This is a genomic window from Streptomyces roseoviridis, from assembly GCF_039535235.1.
GTDB lineage: Bacteria > Actinomycetota > Actinomycetes > Streptomycetales > Streptomycetaceae > Streptomyces > Streptomyces roseoviridis.
Genome location: NZ_BAAAWU010000001.1, coordinates 668,961 through 693,461, shown reverse-complemented (window position 1 = coordinate 693,461; position 24,501 = coordinate 668,961). Strand labels below are relative to the sequence as shown.

Here is a 24,501-nt window from a genome sequence, read left to right as displayed (position 1 = left end):
GCCCCCGGAGAGTTCCGCATGCATGACGACCGCAGCCTCGTCGAATCCCGGCTCAAGCGGGTCCTCGACGAACGGATCCGCCCCGCCGTCCACCCCGCCTCCGTGCCCCTCCAGGCCGGGATCTGGACCGCCCCGGGCGAACCCGTACCCGTCGCCGAGGGCCTCGCCGCGCCCCGTACCCCCGTCGCCGTCGGCGACGCGTGGGGCGCGCCCTGGGGGACCAGCTGGCTCACCGTCTCCGGCACCGTGCCCGAGGAGTGGGCGGGCCGCACCGTCGAGGCCCTGATCGACCTCGGCTTCGACGCCAACATGCCCGGCTTCCAGTGCGAGGGCCTGGTCTACCGCCCCGACGGCAGCCCGGTGAAGGGACTCAACCCGCGCAACCAGTGGGTGCGGATCGCCTCCCCCGCGGCGGGCGGCGAGGAGGTGTTGCTGCACGTCGAGGCCGCGTCCAACCCGGTCATCCTCGACTACCACCCCTTCCTGCCCACCGAGCTCGGCGACAAGGACACCGCGGGCGACCGGCCGCAGTACCGCCTCGCCCGCCTCGACCTCGCCGTCTTCGACCAGACGGTCTGGGAACTCGTCGCCGACCTGGAGGTCCTCGGCGAGCTCATGGCCGAACTGCCCGTCGAGGGCGCCCGTCGCTGGGACATCCTGCGCGCCGTCGAACGCGCCCTCGACGCCGTCGACCTCCAGGACGTCGGCGGCAGCGCCGCCCGGGCCCGCGCCGAACTGGCCGGCGTCCTCTCCGCCCCCGCCGAACCGTCCGCCCACCGCATCAGCGCCGTCGGCCACGCCCACATCGACTCCGCCTGGCTCTGGCCGCTGCGCGAGACCGTGCGCAAGGTGGCGCGCACCACCGCCAACATGACCGCCCTCCTGGAGGACGAGCCCGACTTCGTCTACACGATGTCCCAGGCCCAGCAGTACGCCTGGATCAAGGAGCACCGGCCGGAGGTGTACGCCCGGGTGAAGAAGGCCGTCGCCGAGGGCCGCTTCGTCCCGGCCGGCGGCATGTGGGTCGAGTCCGACACCAACATGCCCTCGTCCGAGGCGATGGCCCGTCAGTTCGTGCACGGCAAACGGTTCTTCCTCGACGAGTTCGGCATCGAGAACCAGGAGGCATGGCTCCCCGACACCTTCGGCTTCGCCGGCGGACTCCCGCAGATCATCAAGGAGGCCGGTTCGAAGTGGCTCCTCACCCAGAAGATCTCCTGGAGCCAGGTCAACTCCTTCCCCCACCACACCTTCTGGTGGGAGGGCGTCGACGGCACCCGGATCTTCACCCACTTCCCGCCGATCGACACCTACAACTGCTCCATGCAGGGCAAGGAGATCGCCCACGCCGTACGGAACTTCAAGGACAAGGGCCGCGCCTCGCACTCCATCGCCCCCACCGGCTGGGGTGACGGGGGCGGCGGCACCACCCGCGAGATGATCGCCAAGGCGGCCCGGCTGCGCGACCTGGAGGGCTCCGCCCGGGTGCGCTGGGAGCGGCCCGCCGAGTTCTTCGCCAAGGCCCAGGCGGAGTACCCGCAACCACCGGTGTGGGTGGGGGAGCTGTACCTGGAGCTGCACCGGGCGACCCTGACCAGCCAGGCCCGCACCAAGCAGGGCAACCGGGCGAGCGAGAACCTGCTGCGGGAGGCCGAACTGTGGGCCGCCACCGCCGCCGTGCGGGCCGGTCTCCCCTACCCGTACGAGGAACTGGACCGCATCTGGAAGACGGTGCTGCTCCACCAGTTCCACGACATCCTGCCCGGCTCGTCGATCGCATGGGTGCACCGCGAGGCCGAACGCACCTACGCCGCCGTCGCGGAGGAGCTCACCGCGATCGTCGACCGGGCCCAGCGCGCCCTCGCGGGCCCGGGGGACTCCGAGGTGGTCTTCAACGGTGCCCCGCACGCCCGAGCCGGAGTGCCGGCCGGCGGGGCCCGCCGCGCCGGCACCCTGCCCGCCGCCGGCGACCGCTGCACCCTGGAGGCCGCCGACGGCGGCGGCCACGTCCTCGACAACGGGCTGCTCCGGGTGACCGTGGACGCCCGCGGGCTCGTCGTCTCGGTCGTCGACCTCGGCACCGGACGCGAGACGATCGCCCCCGGCGCCGCCGCCAACCTGCTCCAGCTCCACCCCGACTTCCCCAACATGTGGGACGCCTGGGACGTCGACCGCTTCTACCGCAACACCGTCACCGATCTCACCGCCCTCGACGAGCTGGCCGTCACCGCCGACGGCCCCGAGGCCGTCGCCGTCCGCGTCACCCGCACCTTCGGCTCCTCCACGGCCGTCCAGACCGTCACCCTCACCGCCGGCGCCAAGCGGCTCGACCTCGACACCGAGGTCGACTGGCACGAGACCGAGAAGTTCCTCAAGGCCGCCTTCCCGCTGGACCTGCACACCGACCGGTACGCCTCCGAGACCCAGTTCGGCCACCTCTACCGCCCCACCCACACCAACACCAGCTGGGAGGCCGCCAAGTTCGAGGCGTGCAACCACCGGTTCACCCACTTCGAGGAGCCCGGCTGGGGCGTCGCCCTCGTCACCGCCTCGACGTACGGCCACGACGTCACCCGGACCGTACGGCCCGAGGACCACGGCACCACGACCACCGTCCGGGCCTCGCTGCTGCGCGCGCCCCGCTTCCCCGACCCGCGCACCGACCAGGGCCGCCACCGCTTCCGGCACGCCCTCGTGCCCGGTGCGGACATCGGCGACGCGGTCCGCGAGGGCTACCGGATCAACCTGCCTGAGCGGCGCGTGCCCGGCGGCGCCGACGTGGCGCCTTTGGTGACCGTGGACGACGACGCCGTCGTCCTCAGCGCCGTCAAACTGGCCGACGACGGCAGCGGCGACGTCGTGGTCCGCCTCTACGAGTCGCGCGGCGGCCGCGCCCGCCCCCGCCTCACCGCCGGCTTCCCCCTCGCCGCCGCCCGCCCCTGCGACCTCCTGGAACGCCCCCGGGAGGGCGCGCTCCCGGTGCAGGCCGACGGGGTGGCCGTGGACCTGCGGCCCTTCCAGCTGGTCACCCTGCGCCTGACCCGCGCCTGACCCCGCGCCTGACCGTGTCCGCCGCGTGCCCGGCCCGCGTGTCCGGCCCGTGTCCGGCCCGTGTCCGGCCCGCGTCCGGCCTGCGGCTGACCCGCGTCGGACGCGCCGCCCGAGGCCCACGGAGCCGCCGTGGGCCTCGGCGGGCCTCAGGCGGTGACCCGGGCCTGGTGGACCCTCAGGTGCAGGGTCGCCAGGTCCAGCAGGGGCGTGGGCACGCCGAGGGCGCGGGCCCGGGCCGTCAGGTCGCCGAAGAGGTGCTCGACCTCGGTGGGCCGCCCCGCCGCGAGGTCACGGTAGAGCGAGGGCACGATCGGCGACCCGGCGGCCGTCACCACGTCCAGGCTCGCCCGCCGCTCGTCCTCCGGTACGGCGTGGCCGGCGGCGGCCGACACGGCGGCCGCCTCGTCGAGCAGGGCGGTCGCCAGCTCCGTACCCCCCGGTGCCGCGTTGACCTCGCCGACCGTGCCCCGCATCAGGGCCGTCAGGCCACCGATCGTGGTGATGAAGACCCACTTGTGCCACAGCGCGGTGACGACGTCGGCCGGCACGCGCGCGTCGATGCCCGCGTCGGCGAACACCTTCCGTATCTCCTCCACGCGGGGCGACACGCTGCCGTCCAGCTCACCGAGCGCGAACTGCGCCAGCGGGGCGAGCCGCAGGATGTCGCCGTCCCCGTCGAGGGTCGTGACGACCTTCGCGACCCCGCCGAGCACCCGCTCCGCACCGAAGCGGGCGGCGAGCGCGTCGATGTGGGCGAGGCCGTTGAGCTGCGGCACGATCGCCGTGTCCGGCCCGACGGCCGGGGCGAGGTCGGCGATGGCGGCGTCGAGGGCGGTGGCCTTCACCGAGAGCAGCACCAGGTCGTACGGCGTGGGCGCGGCCGCGAGTTCCTCCGCGGTGACGAGCGCGGGGTCCAGTCGCCACACCTCGTCCCCGTCCACGACCCGCAGGCCCCGCCGACGCAGGGCGGCGGCGCGCCCCGGCCGGACGAGGAAGGTCACGTCCTGTCCGGCGCGGGCGAGCACGGCTCCGAAGTAGCCACCGGTGGCACCGGCGCCGACGACCAGGATCCTCATGGCTGTACGACCTCTCTGTGGTCGGGGTGGGGGAGGAGCGGGGTGAGCAGCCGGTGCGGCCGGGCCAGGGCCACCGTCACCGGATCGGCGTCCGGTCCGGCGGGAGCGGCCCCCGGGCCCGGGGTGACGAGGAGGTCGCCCACCGGGACGAGCGTGCCGCAGCCCGTACAGGCGCCGTCGGCCGGGACGGGGGCGTCGTCGGCGGCGTGCCGGTAGACGCGGCGCGGACCGCCGTCCGCCGGATAGAACCGCTCGCCCCACTCGACGAGCGCGCGGACGGCGGGCCAGAGGGCGATGCCCTTGGGGGTGAGCCCGTACACCTCGCGCCGGCCGGTGCCGGGGCGGCGCTCCAGGACGCCGGCCCCGGTGAGGGTCGCGAGGCGGTCGGTGAGGACGGCCCGCGGCACCGAGAGGTGCGCGGCGAACTCGCCGAAGCGGCGGACCCCGTGGAAGGCGTCCCGCACGATCAGCAGCGTCCAGCGCTCGCCCACGACCTCCATCGCGCGGGACAGGGCGCAGCTCTGCCCGCTGTAGTCACGAGGAAGTGTCATGGACAGACCCTACCCTCAAGAGTTCGGTCACCGAACCGTTCACCGGCGCACGGGCCGTACCGCCGCTCTGCGGTTAGGCTCTGCGCACGATGACCAGTCCGCGACACCCCCCGCAGCCCTCGGCGCCCAAGGCCGACAAGGCGGGCGTGCGCCGGCACAACCTGAGCCTGGTGCTGCGCACCGTGCACGAGAGCGGCGAGACGACCCGCGCCGCCGTCGCGGCCCGCGTCGGCCTCACCCGGGCCGCCGTCTCCTCGCTCGTCGAACAGCTCCTGGAACGGGGGCTCCTCGTCGAGTCCGGCAAGACCTTCAGCGGCCAGGCGGGCCGCCCCGGCACCGTCCTGCGGCCCGCCGCCACCGGACCCGCGGGACTGGGCGTCGAGCTCAATGTCGACTACGTGAGCGTGTGCGTGGCCGACCTCGCCGGCGCCGACCGGGTCCGCCGCACCGTACGGCTCGACAACCGCGCCCTCGCCCCGGTCGAGGTGCTGCGCCGGGCCGCCGCCATCGCCGCCGAAGTGCTCGCTGAGGCCGCCGAACGCGACCTGAGGCCCATCGGCGTACGGCTCGCGCTGCCCGGCCTGGTCTCCGGCGGCACCGTCCAGCAGGCCCCCAACCTCGGCTGGAACCGGGTCGACGCGGACGCCCTGTTCGCCCGCGCGCTCGGCGCGGCCCGGCCCTCCGGCGCCCCCGCCCTCCCCGTCGCCTCCGACAACGAGGCCAACGTCGCCGCGCTGGCCGAGCTGTGGTTCGGCGGCCTCGGCGACATCCGCAGTTTCCTGCACGTCACGGGCGAGATCGGCGTCGGCGGCGCCCTGATCCTGGACGGCGAACTCCTGCGCGGCGCCCACGGGTTCGCCGGCGAGATCGGCCACCTCACCGTCGTGCCCGACGGCCCGCGCTGCCGCTGCGGGTCCAACGGCTGCCTCGAACGGTACGCGGGACAGTCCGCGTTGCTGCGCGCCGCCGGGGCGCCCGGCGTCGACGCCCTCGTGCGCCGCGCGGAGGAAGGCGAGGCGCGCACCCTCGCCGCGCTCGGCCAGGCCGGCCGGATGCTCGGCGTCGCCGTCTCCGGCGCGGTCAACCTGCTCGACCCGCAGGCCGTGGTCCTCGGCGGCATCTACCCGCGCCTGATGCCCTGGCTCGCCCCGGCCGCGGAGGCGGAGCTCGCCGTGCGGGTCGTCTCCGGCCTCTGGGCCCCCGCCAAGGGCCGGCTCCGGGCCGCCACCGGCACCGCCGACGCGGCCCGCGGCGCCGCCGCCCTGGTGGTCCGCGACGTCCTGGCCGACCCGCAGGCGTACGGCGGCTGACCGCCGCGCGTACGGCGACCGACCCCCTCTGCCGGTGCGCGCCGCCCCGGCGCGGGTCCGCGCGCGGTGGCGCGTGGCGCCGGTGACGCGAAGGGGGCGCGCGGGTCTACGTCATGGCCGGCGAGCACGACCCCCTGAACGGGCGGCTCGCCCTCTCCGACCCGCTGGTCTCTCGCTACCGCGCCGCGGGCCTCACCGACGTCCGTACCGCACCTACGCGGGAGCCCGCCACGAAGTGCTCGACGGGACCGACCGGGACGAGGTCGTCGCCGATCTGACCGCCTGGATCGAGCGCGTGGCGGGCTGACCGCGGGCCGCGCGGTCACATCCGCACCCGGCTGCCCGCGGACTTCGGACCCTGCCGGCGACCGTGTCCGAGGCGCGTTGTCAGTGCCTCCCCCTACCGTTCTCGACATGACGACGAAGACCTATCTCGAGCTGTCCCAGGACGGCGGCGGCGCGCACAAGTTCTACGAGGTGACCGTCGACGGCACGGTGGTGTCGGTCCGTTACGGGCGGATCGGCGCGGCCGGCCAGACGCAGACCTCGACCTTCGCGACGGTCGAGAAGGCCCGGGCAGCGGCGGCGAAGAAGATAGGCGAGAAGGTCCGCAAGGGGTACGCGCCGGCCGTCCAGGGGCAGCGCGCCCCGCGCGCCGTGACCCGCCGCGCGGTCAGCTCCGCGCCCTCGACGGCCCGTTCCGTCGCGCCCGTCCTGTGGCGCTTCCGCACCGGCTCGGCGGCCTTCGGCATCCACGTCGACGACGAGCGCTGCTGGGTCGGCAACCAGGCGGGCGAGGTCTTCACCCTCGGCCACAGCGGCGAGGTGCAGGCCCGCTTCAGCCTGCCCGACGGCGTCAAGTGCCTGGTCGCCGACGACTTCTGGATCTACGCGGGCTGTGACGACGGCCGGGTGTACGACCTGTCGTCCAAGCTGCCCTTCGCCGCGTACGACATCGCCGCCGACGTGGACATCTTCTGGCTCGACATCCACGAGGGCGTGCTGAACGTGGCCGACCGCTCCGGCCGGCTCACCGTCATCGACCACGAGGACGAGCACCAGTGGGCGCGTTCCGGCCCCGGCGAGCACGCCTGGATGGTCCGCGCCGACTCCCACGCCGTCTACTACGGCGACAGCCGGGGCGTCACCGCCTACGCCCCCGACGGCGGCGGCGAGCTGTGGCACACCGCCGCGGACGGCGGGGTGCTCTTCGGCTGGCAGGAGGACGCGTCCGTCTACGCGGGCACGGCCCGCCGCAAGGTGCACCGCCTGGCCAAGAAGGACGGCCGGACCGAGGCGGTCTACGGCTGTGACAGCCCCGTCTACTCCTGCGCGACCTCGCCCGGCGGCCGGTTCGTCTTCGCCGGTGACAACGCCTCGTCCGTCTACTGCTTCGCCGAGGACGGCACCCGGCTGTGGAAGCTGGGCACGGGCGGCGGCTCGGCCCTCTCCATGCAGTACCGCGACGAGCGGCTGTATCTGGTCACCACCGACGGCTCGCTGCTGTGCGTGGACGCGAGCGAGGCGGCCATCGCCGCCGCCCAGCAGGGCACCGTCCCGGTCGCCCAGGACATCAAGCTCGCCGCGGCGCTCCCCACCTACGCCCCTGCGACCACCGTCGCCGCCGTCGACGCGGTCCGTGCCGTCCCGGCCGGCTCGGTCGTCGTCGAGTGCGTCCAGGAGGGCGGCAGGACCCGCGTCCACGTGGTGACCGAAGGCTACGAGTCCGGGTGGAACGTGCAGTTCCCGCGCGCCATCCGGGAGCCCGGCGCACGCTATGTGGTCGACGCCCTGCACCCGGCCTCCGGCGGCTTCTACCGGGTCCGCGGCGACATCCGGCGGCTGCTGTGAGCGGCGGCTTCGAAGCGGCCACGGGGGACGGGCCGCCGCTGCCCGAGAGCGAGGCGGAACAGCGCTCCCGCGAGGTGCGGGCCGCCGTCGGAGGACTGCTCCAGATCCGGCGCCTGACCGCCGGTCAGGGCGATCCCGCCGCCGCGCCCGCCGCGTGGGAGCGCCTGCGGCCGGTCCGGGCGGTGGCCCTGGCCCTGGAGGCGGCCGGACAGCCGCCGTCGGCGGTCGACGCCTCCGGCGCCCGCGTCGCCACCGGGTACCGCGTCACGCCGGGCGAGCGTCCCGGCACCGCGGTCGTCGAGTGGCTGGGCCCGCCCGGCTCCGGCGCCGCCCGGCAGGAGGAGGCCGCCCTCACCGCCTGCGCCGCCGCCCTCGGTCGTCTCGGCTGGGACGCGCTCCTCTACCGAGGCCCCCGTCGCCACCGCTTCCTGGAGGTGGAACCGGCCGGTCCGCCCGGCTGAGCCGGGCCCGCCCCGTCGGAGACCACTCGCGGCTCGGAGGGAGGCTGGGGGCGTCCTCCCCGGTGAGACCCCTCGGCCCTCAAGGGCCGCCGGCCGTCCGGGGGCCGGGGCGGCGTTGCCGAGGGAGGGGCTCAGGCGATGGAGGCGGACATGACGGCCGCCACCGCGAGGTTGCAGGAGGCCGTGACCCATACCGCCGGGTGCGGCTCCGGGTCGACCAGCGTCTTGCCCAGCTTGCCCGGCGTGACCAGGTCCACCACCCAGAACGCCACCGCCATCATCGCGAGTCCGAGCAGCCCGAAGGCGGCCGTGGACACCAGGCCCTTGCCGAAGTCCTCGTACGTCGTCCAGATCGAGGTGAAGACGATGCCTCCGATGCCCAGGAGCGCGGAGCTCAGCAGGACCGCCGCATTGCGGTTGCGGTCCTCCCAGATCTGCCGGCCGAGCTTGCCGGGCGTCAGGAGGTCGACCAGGACGATGCCGAGGATCAGCAGGACGACGCCGAGGGCGCCGTAGGCCGCCGTCCGGCCCAGGCCGTTGACGATGTCGGTCATGGAATGCCGGCTCCGGAGAGAAGTGATCGTGAACGATCGCGGTCAAGGACCGGCAAAATGTAGCGCAAGGCCCCCCGGCTCCTGCCGGGGGGCCTTGCGCGCCGGGCCTTGCGGGCCGGGCCGCTCAGACGCCCGGCGGGATGCGCTTGGCGCGCGAGCGCACCTGGAGCGCGGTCGCGATCTCCGCCGCTCCGACCGCGATCAGCCAGATCCCGCCCAGCAGGGTCAGCACCGCCGCCGACTCGAGCGGCGAGACGATGAGCACCGCACCGGCGAGCGCGCTCACGATCCCCAGGAAGACCTGCCAGCCACGGGCCGGCATCGCCGGGTCGGAGGCGGCCGCCACCGTCTGCGTGATCCCCCGGAACAGCCAGCCGATGCCGATCCACAGCGCGAGCAGCAGGATCGACTGCATCGCGCCCCGGAAGCAGAACAGGCCGAGCAGGATGGACAGGGCGCCGCTGACGAAGGCCAGCACCCGCAGCGAGGTGCGCGTGTGCGTACCGAAGGCCGCGACCAGTTGCAGTACACCGCTGAACAGCAGGTACAGGCCGAACAGGACACCCGCCGCGACCAGCGAGGCACCCGGCCACACCAGCACGAGCACGCCGAGTACGAGGGCGGCGACGCCGGCGAGCAGCAGCGCCTGCCAGGCGCTGCCGGCCAGCGCGCCGAGCGGCCCGGGCGGCAGGTCCTCCCGGGCGTCCGGCGACGGCCCCGCGTGCGACGGCCCCGTCCGCGTCGGTCCGGTCCGCGTCTGTCTTCCATGCGTCTGTGCCATGGCGGTACTCGCTCCTTCCCGGGCCCCGCCCTCGGAGCGGGGGACGTACGCACCAGCGCTCTCACTCAAGCAGCACGGGGCGAATGTCGCAAAACATGACCTGTATGGACGAACAACGCATCCTGGCAGACGTCCGCACGGCGCAGAGTGGAGGACGACTGTGGAGGGCGCGCACACCCGCCGCGCCCGCGTCCCTACCGGGAGAACCCATGACCGCTCTCAACCGCCGCGACCTCGGTCTGCTCGTCCTGCGGGTCGGCACCGGCGCCGTACTCGCCGCGCACGGAGCCCAGAAACTCTTCGGCTGGTTCGGCGGCGGCGGCATCGAGGGCACCACCCAGGCCATGGAGGCCATGGGCTTCTCGCCCGGTCGGCAGAGCGCCGTCGCGGCCGGACTCGGCGAGGCCGGCGGCGGCGCCCTGCTCGCCCTGGGCCTCGCCACCCCGGCGGCCGGCGCGGCCGCGGCCGGCGCGATGGCCGGCGCCGTCGCCGTGCACGCCCCCTCCGGTTTCTTCGCCATGAGCGGCGGCTACGAGTACCCGGCCTTCCTCGGCTTCGCCGCGGCCGCCATCGGCGTCACCGGAGCCGGCCGCTACTCCCTGGACCACGCCACCGGGCATGTGCTCGACCGGCCCTGGGTGGTCGCCACCGCCTTCATCGGCACGGCCCTCGCCGCCGCGGCCGTCGTCGGCCGCCGGGCCCAGGCGATCGCGGCCCCGGACGGGCAGGACGCCGAACCGGGCCCGGCCGGGGCGCCGTCAGCGTCCGGCGAGCCCGAGCCCGAGCACGGCACCGCCCGCGAGACGGAGGGCTGATCCGTGAAGGCGATGGCCATGCCCGCGTACGGGGGCTTCGAGAGGCTCGCCCTCACCGACCTGCCCGAGCCGAAGGTCGCCCCCGGCGAAGTGCTCGTACGGGTCGAGGCGGCGGGGGTCAACCCCGTCGACTGGAAGCTCGCCGCCGGCGGACTCGACCCCATCATGGTCGCCCACTTCCCGATGATCCCCGGATGGGACATCGCCGGGGTCGTGGCCGGCAACGGCCTCGACTCACCCGAATTCGCCCCCGGCGACGAGGTCTTCGGCTACATCCGCAAGGACAGCGCCGAGCACGGCGGTTACGCGGAACGCGTCGCCGTCCCCGTCCGCATGCTCGCCCGCAAGCCCCGCGCCCTCAGCTGGGCGCAGGCGGCCGGCCTCCCGCTCGCCGGGCTCACCGCGCTGCAGGCCGCCGACCGGGTCGGCGCGGGCGCCGGCGACACCGTGCTCGTCCACGCCGCCGCCGGGGGAGTGGGCTCCCTCGCGACCCAGATCCTGGTCGCCCGCGACGCCCGCGTGATCGGCACCGCGAGCCCCGCCAACCACGACTTCCTGCGCGACCTCGGCGCCGAACCCGTCGCGTACGGTCCCGGACTCGCCGACCACGTCCGTGAGCTCGCCCCCGACGGCGTCGACGTCGCGCTCGACTTCGTCGGCGGCGAGTCCGTGGACGTCTCCGTGGAACTGCTGCGCACCCCCGAGCGCCTCGTCTCCGTCGCCGACCACCGCGCCGCCGCCCTCGGCGGCCACTACGTGTGGGTACGCCCCGACGGCGAGGGACTGGCCGCCCTGGCCGCGCTCGCCGACGAGGGCCGGCTCACCGTCTTCGTCGAGAAGGTCCTGCCGCTGCGCGAGGCCGCGGAGGCATGGCGCCTCAACAGCGAGGGGCATACGCGGGGCAAGCTCGTCCTCTCGCTCGGCGAGTCCTGAGCGCCCGCATACCCTGGGGGAAGATCCGGAGCCGATCCGGTGCTACGGGGAGAGCGGGGGAGAGCCGCGACATGCGCGCACGCGACGGAAGGAACCGGTGCCGGTCATGAAGATCGACCTCACGGACACCAACTCCAGCAAGATCAACAAGGCGATCCTGCAGGGCCGCCGGGCCGTCGGCACCCCCGCCGTCGGCATGGTCCTCACCCTCGTCGTCGTCACCGACGAGGAGAACGCCTACGACTCCGTCAGAGCCGCCAACGAGGCGTCCCGCGAGCACCCTTCCCGCACCCTGGTCGTCATCAAGCGCCACGCCCGCTCGCCGCGCGCACGCAACGAGCCCCGCCTCGACGCCGAGGTCCGCGTCGGCACCGACGCGGGCGCGGGCGAGACCGTGCTGCTGCGCCTCCACGGCGAGGTCGCCCGCCGCGCCGACTCCGTCGTCCTGCCGCTGCTGCTGCCCGACGCGCCCGTCGTCGTCTGGTGGCCCGTCGACGCCCCCGACGTCCCCTCCCGCGACCCGCTGGGCGCCCTCGCCCAGCGGCGCATCACCGACGCGTACGCCGTCGAGGACCCCCTCGGCGCCCTCGCGACCCGCGCCGCGGCCTACGCCCCCGGCGACACCGACCTCGCCTGGACCCGGCTCACCCCGTGGCGCTCGCTGCTCGCGGCCGCCCTCGACCAGGCCCGTACGACGGTGACCTCGGCCGCCGTGGAGAGCGAGGCGGAGAACCCCAGCGCGGAACTCCTCGCCCGCTGGTTCGAGCAGCGCCTCGACGTCCCCGTCGAACGGGTCGTCAGCGACGGCCCCGTCGTCACGGCCGTCCGCATGGGCACGCCCGGCGGCGAGATCCGCATCGACCGCCCCGAGGGCCCGGTGGCCCACCTGGCCATCCCCGGCCAGCCGAGCCGCGTCATGGCCCTCAAGGTCCGCACCACGGCCGAACTCATCGCCGAGGAACTGCGCAGGCTGGACCCGGACGAAGCCTACGAGGCCGCCCTGCGCCACGGCACCGCTGACGAACGCGTCACCGGCGTTCGTACACGCTGAAGGGCCGTCCCCCGTCCTCGTCGGCCACGCGCAGAGGTCCCGGGACGTGGCACGTCCCGGCCCGTGAGGGCTGAGGGCCGGTCGGCGGAAGTCCCGCTCGTCCTCCTCGTCGCCCGTGGCCGCGTCGAGGGCGACCATCCGGTCGCCGTACGGGCAGCTGGGGCGGCCGGGATGGCGCAGCAGGGCCCGGCCACGGCCCGGGGCCGTAGCGCGGTGGAGCGCGCCGGGGCGCGGGCACGGTCTCCCGGTCGTCCGCCGTGCCCGCCGGAGCACCGGACGACGAGAGGGTGGGGCACCCGGGGCGCCGAGACGGGGGAGGGGAGCGGGCACATGGCGATCGGCGAGCTCGTACGGGCCGAACTGGCCCGGCACGACTGGGCGTCGTTGCGCTGCGGCTGCGGCGACGACGCGGAGCACCTGCCGTTGATGTTCGAGACGATCCTGGAGGCGCAGACCCCCCGGGACATGATCGGTTACACCCTCGAGGACCACGTCGAACGCAACGGCGCCCTCTTCTCCTGCTCGCCGCCCGCCGTCGCCGTGATCCTGGCCGCCCTCGCCTCCGGCCCCTCGCCGCTCGCGCGCGGAGTGCTGCTCCAGACCCTCTGGTTCATGTCGGGATGCGACCTGGCCCTCGGTCCGCCCGACACGATCCTGGCGGACTGCCGGGCCGCCGCCGGCCAGGGGTTCTGGGTCCTCGCCCACCTCGGGCTCGCCGGCGACGCCGAGGAGGCCGAGCACGTCGCCGACATCTGTGCCTCCTTCGGTCTCGGCGGCGAGCGGTACGCCGACTACCAACGGCTCCTGAGGGAGAGAGCGGTGGCGAAGACGAAGCGCCGCCACCGGAGGTGAGCACCGGCGGCCGCCTGGGCGCGACGGACCGCGTACATCTCGCCAAGCTGCCCGGGGAGTTGGCCGAGACGCGCTGGTGCCGCCTCCGCGGCTTGCTCCGACGCCGCCGCACCGGCGAGGATCGCCGCTGAACGACGCGTCGAACGGGGGACCCCATGAAGCCTCGCCTGGTCTTCGTCCACGGCATCGGCGGTCCCCGGGACGCCGCCGCCGACCTGGACGAGTGGCTGCGGGCCGTCGCCGCGGGCGCCCGCGCGGCGGGGCACTCCGCTCACGTCTCGGCACTGACCGGCGGCTGGGGAGCCGACGCCCGCTTCGCCTACTACGGCGACCTGTTCCGTACCGCCGGCGCCCAGGGCGGACCCGCCGGGACCACCGAGGACGAGGACGACGAGCTGCTCGCCGCGCTGCTCCTCGAAGCCGTCGACGAACGGCTCGCCGACCCCACCCTCGCCCCCGCCCTCGACCCCGCCGAGACCCGCGCCCTGCACGCCGCCCGCACCCGCCTCGCCCCGCCCGGCGGCGCCCAGGGCGCCGGCGCGCCGGCCCGGCGCGCGGTCAACGCCGTCACCAGCCTGCTCGCCGTGCCCGGCCTGCGCTCCGTCGGCGGCTGGCTCAGCGCCCGCGCCACCGTCGGCATGCTCGGACAGGTCGCCCGCTACCTCAACCGCGGCGAGACCGACGGCACCGCCACCCTCGACCAGCGGATCCGCGCCCGCGTCGCCGACTGCCTGGACCCCGACGGCCCCAACATCGTCGTCGCCCACTCCCTCGGCACCGTCGTCGCCCTGGAGACCCTGCACGAACAGGCCGCCGACGTCGCCCTGTTCGTCACCCTCGGCTCGCCGCTCGGCATCCGCACCGCCGTCCGGCCCCGGGTCCGCCCGCACCCCCTCGGCACGCCCGACGGCGTCCGCCGCTGGCTCAACTTCTGGGACCGCGACGACATCGTGGCCGCCCGGCCGCTCCTGGAAGGCTTCGTACGGCCCAACGCCGACGCCGTCGTGCCCGTGAGCCGCCGCGTCGACTCCGACGGTGCCTGGGTGCACCCGGCCGCCACGTACCTGGCCCAGCCCGCCGTCGCCGGTCCCCTCGTCGAAGCGCTCACCACCGTCGCGGAGCGATGAGCGCACCGCGGCACGTGCTGGTGATCGGGGCCCAGTGCCCCGACCTCGGCCTGCTCTCCGACCTCGAACGGGCCGCCCGCTCCCTGCACGACACCCTCACCACCCCCTGGGCCGGCGCCTGCGAGAAGGACCCGGCCCACGGACCCACCCTGCTGTACGGCCCCGGCCTGACCCAGCAGCGGATCGAGAACGCCGTACGCCGGGCCGGCCGCACCGCCGCCGAGGCGGGCGCCGTCCTCGTCCTCGCCTTCCTCGGCCACGGCATGGCCGCCGGCACCCAGCTGTACTTCATGGCCGGCGACTCCCGCGCCGAGGACCCGCTCAGCGCCGTCGACGTCGGCTCGCTGCTCGGCGGGCTCCTCGACAGCCCCGGCCTCGACGGGCTCGTCGCCCTCGTCGACACCTGTCACGCCGGCCACGCCCTGCCCGACCTGAAGTCCCTCGCCGGCGGCATCCGGCGCGGCGACACCCGCCTCTCGCTGCTCATGGGAGCCGCCGCCGACGAGGAGGCCTACGCCCTCCGCTTCAGCACCACCCTCGTCAAGGTGCTCCACGAGGGGATCCCCGACGCGGGCGAGACCCTCACCGGAGCCGTCGTCGCCCGGGCCGTACGCGAGGACGGCGGCGCGGTGGGCCAGGCCGTCCAGCACGTCGACTACGACGGCGCCCAGTTCGCCGCGGGCCCCCTGTGGCTCGCCCGCAACGCCCGGCACGCCGTCCACAGGACCGGATCCCCGCTCGGACCCGTCGGCCGCGCCGAACTCGACCGGGCCCTGCACCCCCTGCGCCTCCTGGACGGTGACGGCGACGGCGCACTCGGCCACGACGGAGGCGGCGAGGGCGGCGGCGCGAGCGCGTGCTTCGCCGCGACCGCCCTCGACGGCGAGCTCCACCCCCACGACCTGGAGGCCCTGCGCGCACGCGTCGAGACCCTGCCGGCGCCCGAACGCCAGTGGGCCCACGGCGTCCTGGACGCCCTGCGGGACGCCGCCCGCACCGTCGGCCTGCTCGACTCCTGGCCCGGCACCGCCCTCACCACCACCCTGCTGCGCCGCGCCCTCGCCGCCGTCGAGGCCGCCCCGACCGCCCCGCTCCCGCAGTCCACCGGCACCGACCTGCTCCGCGACGCCGTCGAGCACCTGCTGCTCCGCGCTCCCCGCGCGGGGCGCAGCCGCACCGGACCGCTCGCCGAGTTCGTCGCCCTGCTGGCGCGGGAGACCGGGGTCGACCCGCAGGACACCGCCCTGCGCGCCTGGGCCAAGGAGACCGGCGCCGTCATCGACCTCAACGACGCCTTCGCGCGACTCGCCGAACGCACCGAGGAGATGCGGCTCCGGCTCGTCGTCAGCCTCCACTCCGCCGTCGGCGACGAGTGGCCCGAGTCGCTCGCGGCCTGGCTCCTGGACGGCGGCACCGTCCGCCACCGCGAGGAGTTCCCCTGCGCCGGCCAGGACCGCGCCGGCACCGAACGCACCCTCGGCACGGTCCTGCGCTGGGCCTCCGGACTCGCCCGGACCCTGGACACGCCCCTGCGCCGGGTGGAGATCGCCGCGCCCGCCCCGCTGCTCGCCACCTGGCGCCCCGAGGAGACCGACCTCGGCATCCGCCTCGGCACCCGCTACGACGTCGTGCTGCGCTGGAGCGACCGGATCCAGCCGCCCGACCACCTGTGGTGGATCAACGACCAGGCCCGCGACATCCTCAAGGCCATCGACCGGGGGCCCGGCGGCGACGGCAGCCGCGTCGACTGGCTCGGCGAGGCCGACACCGGGCGCGTCACCGAACTGCGCGCCCGCCTCACGAGCACGCCCCGCACCCGGGCCCTCGCCCTGGCCCACCGCCCGGAACGGCTCGAAGACCTGATGGAGACCCTGCTCGCCTCCTCGCCCATCGTCCTGTGGCCCGACGACGACCCGGCCCGCCCCGCCGTGACGCCCGTCCCCGCGCCCGTACGACGCACCGTGGACACCCACTGGCACCTGCTGCCCGTCGGATTCTGCCGCGCCTACCGGGAGAAGTGGAGCGCCTGTTCCGTCCCCGACGACCACGCCTCCGCCGCCGACGGCGGCGGCCTGCACCACCTCGCCCGGCTCCGTACGGTCTGGGACGGGCCCGAATGGCTGGACTTCTGCGCCTGGTTCGACCGGGAACACCTGGACGACGCGCCCATGGACCACGCGCCCACGGTGTACGCGCACACCGACCACGCGCCCACGGCCCACGGGCACATGGATCGCCCGCACACGGATCCCGGCCACACGGACTCCGCGCACGAAGACCGCGCGCACACAGTCCCCGGCCACACAGTCCCCGGCCACACGGACCGCGCGCACCTGGGCCACGCGCACACCGACCACGCGCACACCGACCACGCGCGCATGGATCACGCGCACACCGAACGGGAAGGCTTCCACCCGGAGCCGCTCCCGACGCACGGGGAGGAACCCGCATGACCTGGCAGCCCTTCTACGCCGGCCACGGCACCCCGCCCGCCGAGCCGGCCGACCGCGTCGCACTCCCGCCGGCCCCGCCGTGGCGCGAGTTCCCGCGACGTTCCCTGCACCGCCAGTTCGTGCCGCCGACCGGGCTCGTCGAGGCCGTCAACGCCGCGCTCGCGCTGCGCCGCCCGCTCCTCGTCACCGGACCCGCCGGCTCCGGCAAGTCCACGGTGATCGAACAGGTCGCCGCCGAACTCGACCTCGGCACCGTGCTGCGCTGGCACATCACCTCCCGCAGCAACCTGGCCGACGCCCTCTACCGTTACGACGCCCTCGGCCGCATCCACGCCCAGCGCCTCCAGGGCCCCGCCGGCGGCGACGACATCGCCCCCTTCCTGCGGATGGGCCCCCTCGGCACCGCCCTGCTGCCCGCCGACCGGCCCCGCGCCCTGCTCATCGACGAGATCGACAAGAGCGACCTCGACCTGCCCAGCGACCTCCTCGACGTCCTCGAACGCGGCGAGTTCGAGATCCCCGAGCTCGCCCGCTACGGGACGGACGTCGTCGCCGTTCGGGAATGGCAGGGCGACGAGCACCACGAGGTGCGCCGCGGACGGGTGCAGTGCACCGAGTTCCCGTTCATCGTGATGACCAGCAACGGCGAACGCGACTTCCCCGCCGCCTTCCTGCGCCGCTGCGTCCGCTTCACCATGCCGCTGCCCACCCCCGAGACCCTGCTGCGGATCGTCGAGGCCCACATGGGCGCCGGCACCGCCGGCACCCCCGAGGCCGGCCGGCTCGTCACCACCTTCCTGGACCGCCTCAGCGCCGGGGAGAGCCTCGCCGTCGACCAGCTCCTCAACGCCGTCCACCTGCTGTCCGGCACCGACGCCCCCGACGAGGCACGCCGCCAGGCCGTCGAGGACCTGATCCTGCGCGAGCTCTCGCATGCCTGATCCCCTGCCCCGGCTGCTCTCCGCCCTGCGCACCGCCGTCCCCGAACTGGACGGCACGGCGCTGGCGGAGGCGCTGTGGCTGGCCGCCCGGATGGCCGACCGGCAGGAGGGCGCCGGGCCCGGCCCCGTACCCCACCCGCCGGCCGACCCGGACCGGCCCACCCGGGCGCACCCCGTGCCGCCCGCCGACGCCGGCGAGCACACCCGGAGCGCGACACCGGCCCCGGCACCCGCCCCGCGGTCCGGCACGCCCGACACCACGCCCGCCGCCCGGCCCCTGCACGAACGGCTCCCCGGCAGCGCCGCCCCGATCCGCGGCCACGCCGTCGCCGCGCCGCACGCCGCCGGCCTGCCCCGCCCCCTGGAACTCACCCGCGCCCTGCGCCCGTGGAAACGGCGCTGGCCGGAAGGCCGCCGCGCCGCCCTCGACATCGACGCCACCGTCGACGGCTACGCGCGCAGCGGTGAGCTGATCCCGGTGTTCAAGGCGGCGCCCGAGCGCTGGTTCGACCTGGTGCTGGTCGTCGACCGCTCACCCGGCATGCGGGTGTGGGCGGAGACCGTCGCCGAGTTCACCGCGGTCCTCGACCGCCTCGGCGCCTTCCGGACCCTCCAGGTCACCGACCTCACCTTCGCCGCAACCGGCGAACCGCACGCCCCGGGACCACTGCGCGCCGCCGACGGACGCCGGCTGGTCGTCGTGGTCTCCGACTGCATGGCCGACGCCTGGCGCCGCCCCGAGATCTGGCACCTCCTCAGGGAATGGGCCGGTGCCCATCCCACCGCCGTGCTCAACCCCTTGCCGACGAAACTGTGGCGGCGCGGCGGCCTCAACCTGCCCACCACCCGCTTCACCCCGGCGGCCCCCGGCACCCACCGCAGCCGCGTCCCCGTCACACCGCCGCCGATGCTCGGCCCCACGGGCCCGACAGCCCCGACAGGCCCGGCAGCCCCGACAGGCCCGACCGGCCCGGCGGCCCAGAGCCTGGCGACCCAGAGCCCGGCGACGGACGTCCGTGGCGGACAGGACGGCGACGGCCCGTGGCTGCCGATCCCGGTCCTCTCCCTCACCCCGCACTCCCTCGGCCGCTGGTCGCGCACCCTGATGCGGGGCGACCCCGAAGGCTGCACCGCCGTCCTCGTCCCGCCCACCGGCCGCACCACCACCGGGACCGCCCGCCCGCGCACCACCCCCCTGCCCCCGGCCGAACTCGCCCGCCGCTTCCTGCGCACCGCCTCGCCCCGGGCGGCCCGCCTCGCCGTGCTCTGCGCCCCCTTTGACCGGCTGAGCCTGCGCCTGCTGCACCTGATCCGCGAGAGGCTCGTCCCGGACGCGGCGGTGGCCGACGTGGCCGAGGTCGTCACGAGCGGCGTGTTCGACGTGGTCGAGCGGGACGGGAGCGGCCCCGGGACAGCCGCCGGAGCGGGGTTCGGGATCGTCGAGCTGGTCCTGCCGCCCGACGCCCAGGAGGTGCTGCGCGAACACCTCCCGGCCCACGAGGTGTGGGCCCTCCACCAGGCACTCGACCACCACATCGCCTCCCGCGGCAACGGGCGCACCCGCCTGCCCTCCGTCGCCCACGACGGCGAGGGCCCGCGCGACCTGGCGGCGGAGAAGGCGGCCTTCGCCCGCGCCTCCCGCCGCACCCTCGAACTCCTCGGTCTCGCCGAACCCCGGCCGCAGGGCGAGCCGGACCCCGCACCGGGGGAGGGGGACACCGCGACCGGGACGGTCCTGCCGCCGGCACCCGAGCCGTACATCGGCCACGCGGACCTGGCCGACGCCCTCGTCCGGAACCTGAGCCGGGGGACCGTGCGGGCCGCGTGGATCACCGCCGAGGCCGACGTTCCGGGCGCCGGCCGGACCGCCCTCGCCCTGCACGCGGCCCACCGGCTCCGCGAGGACTTCCCCGACGGGGTGTTCTTCGTACCGCTACGGAGTTCCGGCCGGCATCCGGTGGCCCCCGACGCGGCACTGCAACGTCTGCTCGGCGACCTCAGCGACCTCAGCGACCTCGGGACGCGGACGGGCCGGGCGCCGGAGCCGGTCCGGCCGGGCCGCGACGGGTTCGCGGACCTGGCCGCCGTCAGCGCACTGCACCGGGCCCTGCGCGGACGCCGGGTCCTGCTCGTCCTGGACGACGTGGCCACGGAACAGATCGCCCACGAGTTCGCGCGGGAGCTCGTCGACGGCCTGCCCGAGGGCTGCGCCGTCGTCCTCACCACCCGCGCCACGGAAGGAACGCCCGGGCGCCACATGGGCGTGGAACTCCCGCCGCTGACCGGCCGGGACGCCGCCCGGTTGCTCGCCGTCTCCGGCGAGGGCACCGGCGAACCCGCCGAGCACGGCGCCTGGTGGCCGCTCACCCTGCGCATCCTCGGCGGTGCCTTCGGCTCGCGCGACCCCATGGTGGTCCCCAAGGCCGGCCGCTACGCCGCCGAGTGGCGAGCCGCCGGCGGGGCGGAAAGCCCCGCCGGCGCGGTCCGCCTCTGGCTCACCGACCTCGCCCGGGGGCGCGCCACCACCCTCGTCGGACTGTCGGTCGCCGCCGCGGGAGAGTTCACCCGCGACGAGGCGGCGACCGTGCTGCGCGCGGAGCCGGAACGGGTCGCCGCCGAGCTCGAAAGCCTCGTACGGGAAGGGCTGTTGGAGCAGCCGGACCCCGGCCGGTACGCCTTCCCGGCGGTCGTCGAGGCCGAGCTCGCACGGCTCGAGGGCTACGAGGCGCGGCGAGAGGTCGCCCGCGCCCGCATCGGCCCGTTCTACCGGCGGGCCGCCGCCGCCCTCTACCGCGACCGGCGGGAGGGCGGCGCACTGGCCGAACGCCTGCGGATCAGGGCCGTACGAGCCCCACGGCCCGAGGTGTGGGTGCCCAACGCGCTCGCGTTCGACGGCGTCGACGCCGAGACGCTGCTGCTGCTCCACGAGGCGGGGGCGGCGGAGCTCCACCCGGAGCAGTTCCTACGGGCGGCGAGGGCGCTCCACGCGGCGACCGGCCCGGATCCGCGGGGAGACGGCCACGGGGAGGTGCGGGCGGCACTCGTCCTGGCGCTGGCGGAGTACGCGGCCGGGCGGCCCGAGACCGCCTGGGAAGCCCTCCAGGGCGTGGGCCCCAGCCGACTGGAGAGCGACCCCGCCGCGTACGGGGTGGCCGCGCCGCTGCTCGCGAGGACCGCATGGGCCGTCCTGCCGGACGGACCGCGCGCGGCCGTCGCCCGGGCCGAGGAGGCCCTGGCGTACCCCTGGGGCGACACGGCGCCGGAGACCGGGGACCTCCTGCACCTCCTCGCCGAGGCCCTCACCGCCCTCGGCGAGCACGAGCGACTGCTCTCCGTCCTCGTCCGGCTGGCCGGCCACTGCCGGGACCGCGGCCTGCGCGCCGGCCAGGCCCGGGCGCTCGTCCGCACCGCCACCACCCTGCTGCGGCTTGACCGTCCCGCCCAGGCCGAGGCCGCGGCGCGGCAGGCGCTCGACCTCCTGGACCACCTCGACCGCCTCGGGGACGGAGACCCGGCCGCCCGGGAGGACGCCTGGCGGCTGCTCCGTACCGCCCGCAAGGACGGCGCCTCCACCGTCATCGCGATCGACGTTGCCGCCGGCCGAGGCGGCCGCGTGCCGCTGAGGGAGGCGCTGTTCGCGAACCGGCCGCTCCTGGAGAACGCCCCCTACCGGACCCGGTCCTTCGACGACTGCCTGCTCCTGGTGGCCGACGGCGACGCGCCGCTCGGCCCGCTCCTGCGCGAACTCGCGGCCGCCCTGCCGGGATGGGGGGACGGCGCACCCCGACCGCGGGGCGTGCCGCGCCTCGCCGTGCACCGGGGCCCGGTGGGGCCCGACCCGGCCACGGACCTCGCCGTCGAGTACACGCGGACGATGCTGCGCTCGGCGGAGTTCCGCAGGGTGGCGGACAACTACCCGGACGACGCCGTGCTGTGCGTCTCCCCGGAGGCGTACGAGACGCTGGAGCGCGAGGAGGGAGCGGGCGCGGCGCTGACCCGTGAGCTCACCGCGCGCGAGGTGCGCGGTCCTTCGGGGGAGGTGGTGTGCGTCATCCTCGTCCCGCGCGTCGACCTGTCCGCCTACGACGCCGAACTCCTCCAGCTCGCGCGGCTCTTCAACGAGCTCGACCCGGAAGGCCGGACCCTCACGGGCGTCCTGCGCCGCTGCCTCGATGTCGCCCTGACAACCCGGCACCCGGGACTCGTCGACGTGCGGGACCTGGGCGACGCGGAACGGGAGGTGCTGCAGGAGGAGTTCGCGAAGGCACTGTGCGACGTCCTCCCCTTCGCCCCCGCGCCGGACGGCCGCACCGGCGGCCTCGTGTGGGAACGGCGGCAGGGAACGGTGCCGTTGCGGGTGCGGCTCTCCCTCGACGGCCCGGGCGCGACCCCGTTCGAGGCCGAGGCGGAAGGCTCCGCGTGCCTGGTCGTCTTCCCCGACGACCGGCGCGCCCGCTGGTCGGCCGGTCTCGTACGGGCCAAGGAGGGGCCGCTGGCACCCGGCGCGGTGCTCTGGCTGCACCGGGACGCGCCGCTCCCCGAGAACGTCCTCCTCGGCCTCGCCCCCGAGGACCGCGCCGCGGTCCTCGCCCGCCCCGACGACGTGCGACGTGTCGCCGAACTGTTCCGCCGTACCCCGGGCCGTACCGTGCCCGCCACCGCGCTGCGGCCCCTGGTGCGCGAGAGCGCGTGGGAGAAGGAATGGGTGGTGCGCCTCGCCGGCGCGGAGCTCCGCCGGGACGGGCTGCTGCTCCTCGCGGCGAACGCGCGCGGCCGGGCCACGGCGGAGGCGCTGCGACAGCCCGTACCGCGGCCCGGCGAGTACGTGTGCGTGCCGCTGGTCCGACGGCGGCCGGAGCACGGGGGCCGGCCGTCGGTCGTCGTGGACGGCGTCGCGTGGGTCGTGGCCCGCGAGGAGGACGAACGCGCGCCGCTGACGGGCGGATTCCCGGGCCTGCGCACCCGCTGACCGCTCGGTGGCGACCGGGGCGGCGGCCCGTACGCGCTCAGCCGGGCGGGTCCGGCCCCCAGGCGCCCCACGCCCGTCTCCTCACCCCTCCCGGGAAGGGCGCCGGTCGCCCGGACGTCATCTCCCCGCCCTTCGCAACGCACTCCCGCTGTCCGTGATCGCTTGGTAGCCTCCGTCCGTGCTGCACGCGCGTCGACCACCCCACGACGGCCGCGGCGGACCCTCGTGATCGTGCGTCAGGTGATGCGCCGGGCCGCCTCGGTCACCGGGCGACCCCCGCGTGTGGCGTCCGGTCCCGCCTCGGCGGGGCAGCTGAGGGCGGTCGTGGCGGCCTACGCGGTCTCCTCCTACGGCACCTTCCTCAACCTCGTCGCCCTGAGCCTGTTCGTCTACGCGGTGACCGGCAGCGGTCTCGGCCTCGGACTCCTGATGGCCCTGCGGCTGTTCGCCGGTCTGCTGGCCGGGCTCGGCGCCGGTGCGCTGGCCGCCGCGATCGGCCGCAGGCGGATGATGATCACGGCGGACCTGTGCCAGGCCGCCGCCATGGCGGTCCTCGTCGTGCAGGGCCGCGCGGTGCCGGTGTGGCTGCTGGCCGTCGTGGTGAGCGTCCTCGGCGCCGGGAACACCTTCTTCAACGTGGCCCTGCGCAGCGCGATCCCGGTCCTCGTGGGCGCCGGGGCGCGGGTGCGCACCAACGGCCGCCTGGTGACGGCCCGTTCGCTCGCCACCGTGGCCGGCTTCGCCTCCGCGGCACCCGTCGTCGGCCTCGCCGGCCACGAGGCCGCGTTCGCCCTGAACGGCGCCAGCTTCCTGGTGTCGGCGGCCGTGATGCTCCGCCTCCGGGTACGCACCGAGGAACCGGAGGATGCGCCACGGGCCGAAGACCCGGAGCAGGAGTCGGGGCCGGGGTCGGAGTCGGGGGCGGAGCCGAAGCCGGAGTCGGGGCCGGGGTCGGGGTCGGGGGCGGAGCCGAAGCCGGGGTCGGGGACGGAGCAGAAGCCGACGCCGGAGCCGGCGCCGGAGTCAGGGGCGAAGCCAGGGGCAGGGGCGAAGCCGGAGCAAGGTCCGGGGGCCGCGAACCTGAGGCAGGTCCTCACCACGGTGCCGGCCCTGCTGCTCGGCATGGTCGTCCTGCGCGGCGTCGACGCCCTCGCCTCCTCCTCGCACAACGTCGCCCTGCCCCTCGTCGCCGAACTCCGCACGCCCGGCAACCCCGCCCTCTTCATGACCCAGTTCTGGGCGTCCTGGGCCGCGGGCACCTTCCTGGCCCACCAGATCCTCGGACGGAGGCAGACGGCCGTCGCCGAGGGACCCGGCGGCACCCTCGCCTTCGCCGTCGGCACGTGCGCGATGTCGATCTGCTTCGTCCTCGCCTTCACCGGTCCGGGGCCCCTCCTCCTGGCCCTGGTCGCCGGCCTCGCGGGCGTCGCGGACGGAATCACCGAGATCGTCTACACCTCCCGCCTCCAGGCGGCCCCGGACCGGGAGCGCAGCCGTCTCTTCGGCCTGTCCGCGACGGCGGAGACCTGCGGCTTCACCCTCGGCACGGTCGGCGCCGCGGCCGCCCTCGACGCATGGCCGGCCCTCGTGGTCGTGGGCCTCTTCCACGGCCTGGCTTGCTGCGGCGCGCTGACCCTGCTGCTCACCACGTACACCGCCCGCCGCCGGGCGGACCGATCACGCCTCCCCGCCCCCCGCACCACCCCACGCTGACGTCGACGCACG

At 75.7% G+C, this 24,501-nt stretch carries 17 protein-coding genes; 13 read left to right on the top strand and 4 right to left on the bottom strand.

The features are described 5' to 3' along the window. Positions 1-18 precede the first annotated feature (18 nt). The gene (locus ABD954_RS03085; protein WP_345484180.1) at positions 19-3,051 is read left to right on the top strand and encodes an alpha-mannosidase; all 3,033 of its coding nucleotides are present in this window, start codon (positions 19-21) and stop codon (positions 3,049-3,051) included. Between the two features lie 146 nt (positions 3,052-3,197). Here the strand turns inward: ABD954_RS03085 and ABD954_RS03080 are convergent, their stop codons facing one another. Further along, a complete protein-coding gene (locus ABD954_RS03080) occupies positions 3,198-4,127 on the bottom strand; it encodes a ketopantoate reductase family protein (RefSeq protein WP_345484178.1) in 930 nt (309 codons plus the stop codon). Next, the gene (locus ABD954_RS03075; protein WP_345484177.1) at positions 4,124-4,678 is read right to left on the bottom strand and encodes a winged helix-turn-helix transcriptional regulator; all 555 of its coding nucleotides are present in this window, start codon (positions 4,676-4,678) and stop codon (positions 4,124-4,126) included. The genes ABD954_RS03080 and ABD954_RS03075 overlap by 4 nt, the downstream gene beginning before the upstream one ends. Positions 4,679-4,767: 89 nt before the next feature. Between ABD954_RS03075 and ABD954_RS03070 the strand changes: the two genes are divergently transcribed. The 3 genes from ABD954_RS03070 to ABD954_RS03060 all read left to right on the top strand — a co-directional run bounded on the left by ABD954_RS03070 (position 4,768) and on the right by ABD954_RS03060 (position 8,300). Beyond that, a complete protein-coding gene (locus tag ABD954_RS03070; protein ID WP_345484176.1) occupies positions 4,768-5,988 on the top strand; it encodes an ROK family protein in 1,221 nt (406 codons plus the stop codon). 414 nt (positions 5,989-6,402) lie between these two features. Beyond that, complete coding sequence (locus ABD954_RS03065) at positions 6,403-7,839, top strand: WGR domain-containing protein (protein WP_345484175.1); 1,437 nt, start codon at positions 6,403-6,405, stop codon at positions 7,837-7,839. After that, positions 7,836-8,300, top strand: a complete 465-nt coding sequence (locus tag ABD954_RS03060; RefSeq protein ID WP_345484174.1) for a hypothetical protein — start codon at positions 7,836-7,838, stop codon at positions 8,298-8,300. Before ABD954_RS03065 ends, ABD954_RS03060 begins: the two co-directional genes overlap by 4 nt. Positions 8,301-8,431: 131 nt before the next feature. On the opposite strand, the gene ABD954_RS03055 is transcribed toward ABD954_RS03060, so the two are convergent. Together ABD954_RS03055 and ABD954_RS03050 are read right to left on the bottom strand one after the other, a co-directional pair. Then, on the bottom strand, positions 8,432-8,854 hold the full coding sequence (locus tag ABD954_RS03055; RefSeq protein WP_345484173.1) for a DUF350 domain-containing protein: 423 nt from the start codon (positions 8,852-8,854) through the stop codon (positions 8,432-8,434). Between the two features lie 124 nt (positions 8,855-8,978). Then, complete coding sequence (locus tag ABD954_RS03050) at positions 8,979-9,635, bottom strand: HdeD family acid-resistance protein (RefSeq protein ID WP_345484172.1); 657 nt, start codon at positions 9,633-9,635, stop codon at positions 8,979-8,981. A 209-nt stretch (positions 9,636-9,844) separates the two neighbouring features. Here ABD954_RS03050 and ABD954_RS03045 point away from each other — a divergent pair, with 209 nt between their 5' ends. From ABD954_RS03045 to ABD954_RS03005, 9 genes are all read left to right on the top strand, one after another. Then, on the top strand, positions 9,845-10,450 hold the full coding sequence (locus tag ABD954_RS03045) for a DoxX family protein (protein ID WP_345484170.1): 606 nt from the start codon (positions 9,845-9,847) through the stop codon (positions 10,448-10,450). An 18-nt stretch (positions 10,451-10,468) separates the two neighbouring features. Then, the gene (locus ABD954_RS03040; protein WP_382746016.1) at positions 10,469-11,383 is read left to right on the top strand and encodes an NADP-dependent oxidoreductase; all 915 of its coding nucleotides are present in this window, start codon (positions 10,469-10,471) and stop codon (positions 11,381-11,383) included. Positions 11,384-11,489: 106 nt separating this feature from the next. Beyond that, entirely contained in the window at positions 11,490-12,434 is a 945-nt protein-coding gene (opcA, locus tag ABD954_RS03035; protein WP_345484168.1) for a glucose-6-phosphate dehydrogenase assembly protein OpcA, read from the top strand. Positions 12,435-12,764: 330 nt separating this feature from the next. Then, positions 12,765-13,286 carry a hypothetical protein gene (locus ABD954_RS03030; protein ID WP_345484167.1) on the top strand — a complete coding sequence of 174 codons (522 nt, stop codon included), beginning with the start codon at positions 12,765-12,767 and terminating at the stop codon, positions 13,284-13,286. Between the two features lie 155 nt (positions 13,287-13,441). Next, on the top strand, positions 13,442-14,413 hold the full coding sequence (locus ABD954_RS03025; protein WP_345484166.1) for an alpha/beta hydrolase: 972 nt from the start codon (positions 13,442-13,444) through the stop codon (positions 14,411-14,413). After that, positions 14,410-16,866 carry a vWA-MoxR associated conflict system protein gene (locus tag ABD954_RS03020; protein ID WP_345484165.1) on the top strand — a complete coding sequence of 819 codons (2,457 nt, stop codon included), beginning with the start codon at positions 14,410-14,412 and terminating at the stop codon, positions 16,864-16,866. The genes ABD954_RS03025 and ABD954_RS03020 overlap by 4 nt, the downstream gene beginning before the upstream one ends. Beyond that, positions 16,863-17,807, top strand: coding sequence for an AAA family ATPase (locus tag ABD954_RS03015; protein ID WP_345484164.1), 945 nt, complete (start codon positions 16,863-16,865; stop codon positions 17,805-17,807). The genes ABD954_RS03020 and ABD954_RS03015 overlap by 4 nt, the downstream gene beginning before the upstream one ends. Next, entirely contained in the window at positions 17,800-22,776 is a 4,977-nt protein-coding gene (locus ABD954_RS03010; protein ID WP_345484162.1) for a NaeI family type II restriction endonuclease, read from the top strand. Before ABD954_RS03015 ends, ABD954_RS03010 begins: the two co-directional genes overlap by 8 nt. A 231-nt stretch (positions 22,777-23,007) precedes the next feature. Continuing rightward, on the top strand, positions 23,008-24,489 hold the full coding sequence (locus tag ABD954_RS03005) for an MFS transporter (RefSeq protein WP_345484161.1): 1,482 nt from the start codon (positions 23,008-23,010) through the stop codon (positions 24,487-24,489). Positions 24,490-24,501: the final 12 nt, after the last annotated feature.

Excerpts from the sequence above, each read along its gene's own strand:
- ABD954_RS03085 (WP_345484180.1), top strand. The coding sequence starts at position 19 with ATGCATGACGACCGCAGCCTCGTCGAATCCCGGCTCAAGCGGGTCCTC.
- ABD954_RS03080 (WP_345484178.1), bottom strand. The coding sequence starts at position 4,127 with ATGAGGATCCTGGTCGTCGGCGCCGGTGCCACCGGTGGCTACTTCGGA.
- ABD954_RS03075 (WP_345484177.1), bottom strand. The coding sequence starts at position 4,678 with ATGACACTTCCTCGTGACTACAGCGGGCAGAGCTGCGCCCTGTCCCGC.
- ABD954_RS03070 (WP_345484176.1), top strand. The coding sequence starts at position 4,768 with ATGACCAGTCCGCGACACCCCCCGCAGCCCTCGGCGCCCAAGGCCGAC.
- ABD954_RS03065 (WP_345484175.1), top strand. The coding sequence starts at position 6,403 with ATGACGACGAAGACCTATCTCGAGCTGTCCCAGGACGGCGGCGGCGCG.
- ABD954_RS03055 (WP_345484173.1), bottom strand. The coding sequence starts at position 8,854 with ATGACCGACATCGTCAACGGCCTGGGCCGGACGGCGGCCTACGGCGCC.
- ABD954_RS03050 (WP_345484172.1), bottom strand. The coding sequence starts at position 9,635 with ATGGCACAGACGCATGGAAGACAGACGCGGACCGGACCGACGCGGACG.
- ABD954_RS03045 (WP_345484170.1), top strand. The coding sequence starts at position 9,845 with ATGACCGCTCTCAACCGCCGCGACCTCGGTCTGCTCGTCCTGCGGGTC.
- ABD954_RS03040 (WP_382746016.1), top strand. The coding sequence starts at position 10,469 with ATGCCCGCGTACGGGGGCTTCGAGAGGCTCGCCCTCACCGACCTGCCC.
- opcA (WP_345484168.1), top strand. The coding sequence starts at position 11,490 with ATGAAGATCGACCTCACGGACACCAACTCCAGCAAGATCAACAAGGCG.
- ABD954_RS03030 (WP_345484167.1), top strand. The coding sequence starts at position 12,765 with ATGGCGATCGGCGAGCTCGTACGGGCCGAACTGGCCCGGCACGACTGG.
- ABD954_RS03025 (WP_345484166.1), top strand. The coding sequence starts at position 13,442 with ATGAAGCCTCGCCTGGTCTTCGTCCACGGCATCGGCGGTCCCCGGGAC.
- ABD954_RS03020 (WP_345484165.1), top strand. The coding sequence starts at position 14,410 with ATGAGCGCACCGCGGCACGTGCTGGTGATCGGGGCCCAGTGCCCCGAC.
- ABD954_RS03015 (WP_345484164.1), top strand. The coding sequence starts at position 16,863 with ATGACCTGGCAGCCCTTCTACGCCGGCCACGGCACCCCGCCCGCCGAG.
- ABD954_RS03010 (WP_345484162.1), top strand. The coding sequence starts at position 17,800 with ATGCCTGATCCCCTGCCCCGGCTGCTCTCCGCCCTGCGCACCGCCGTC.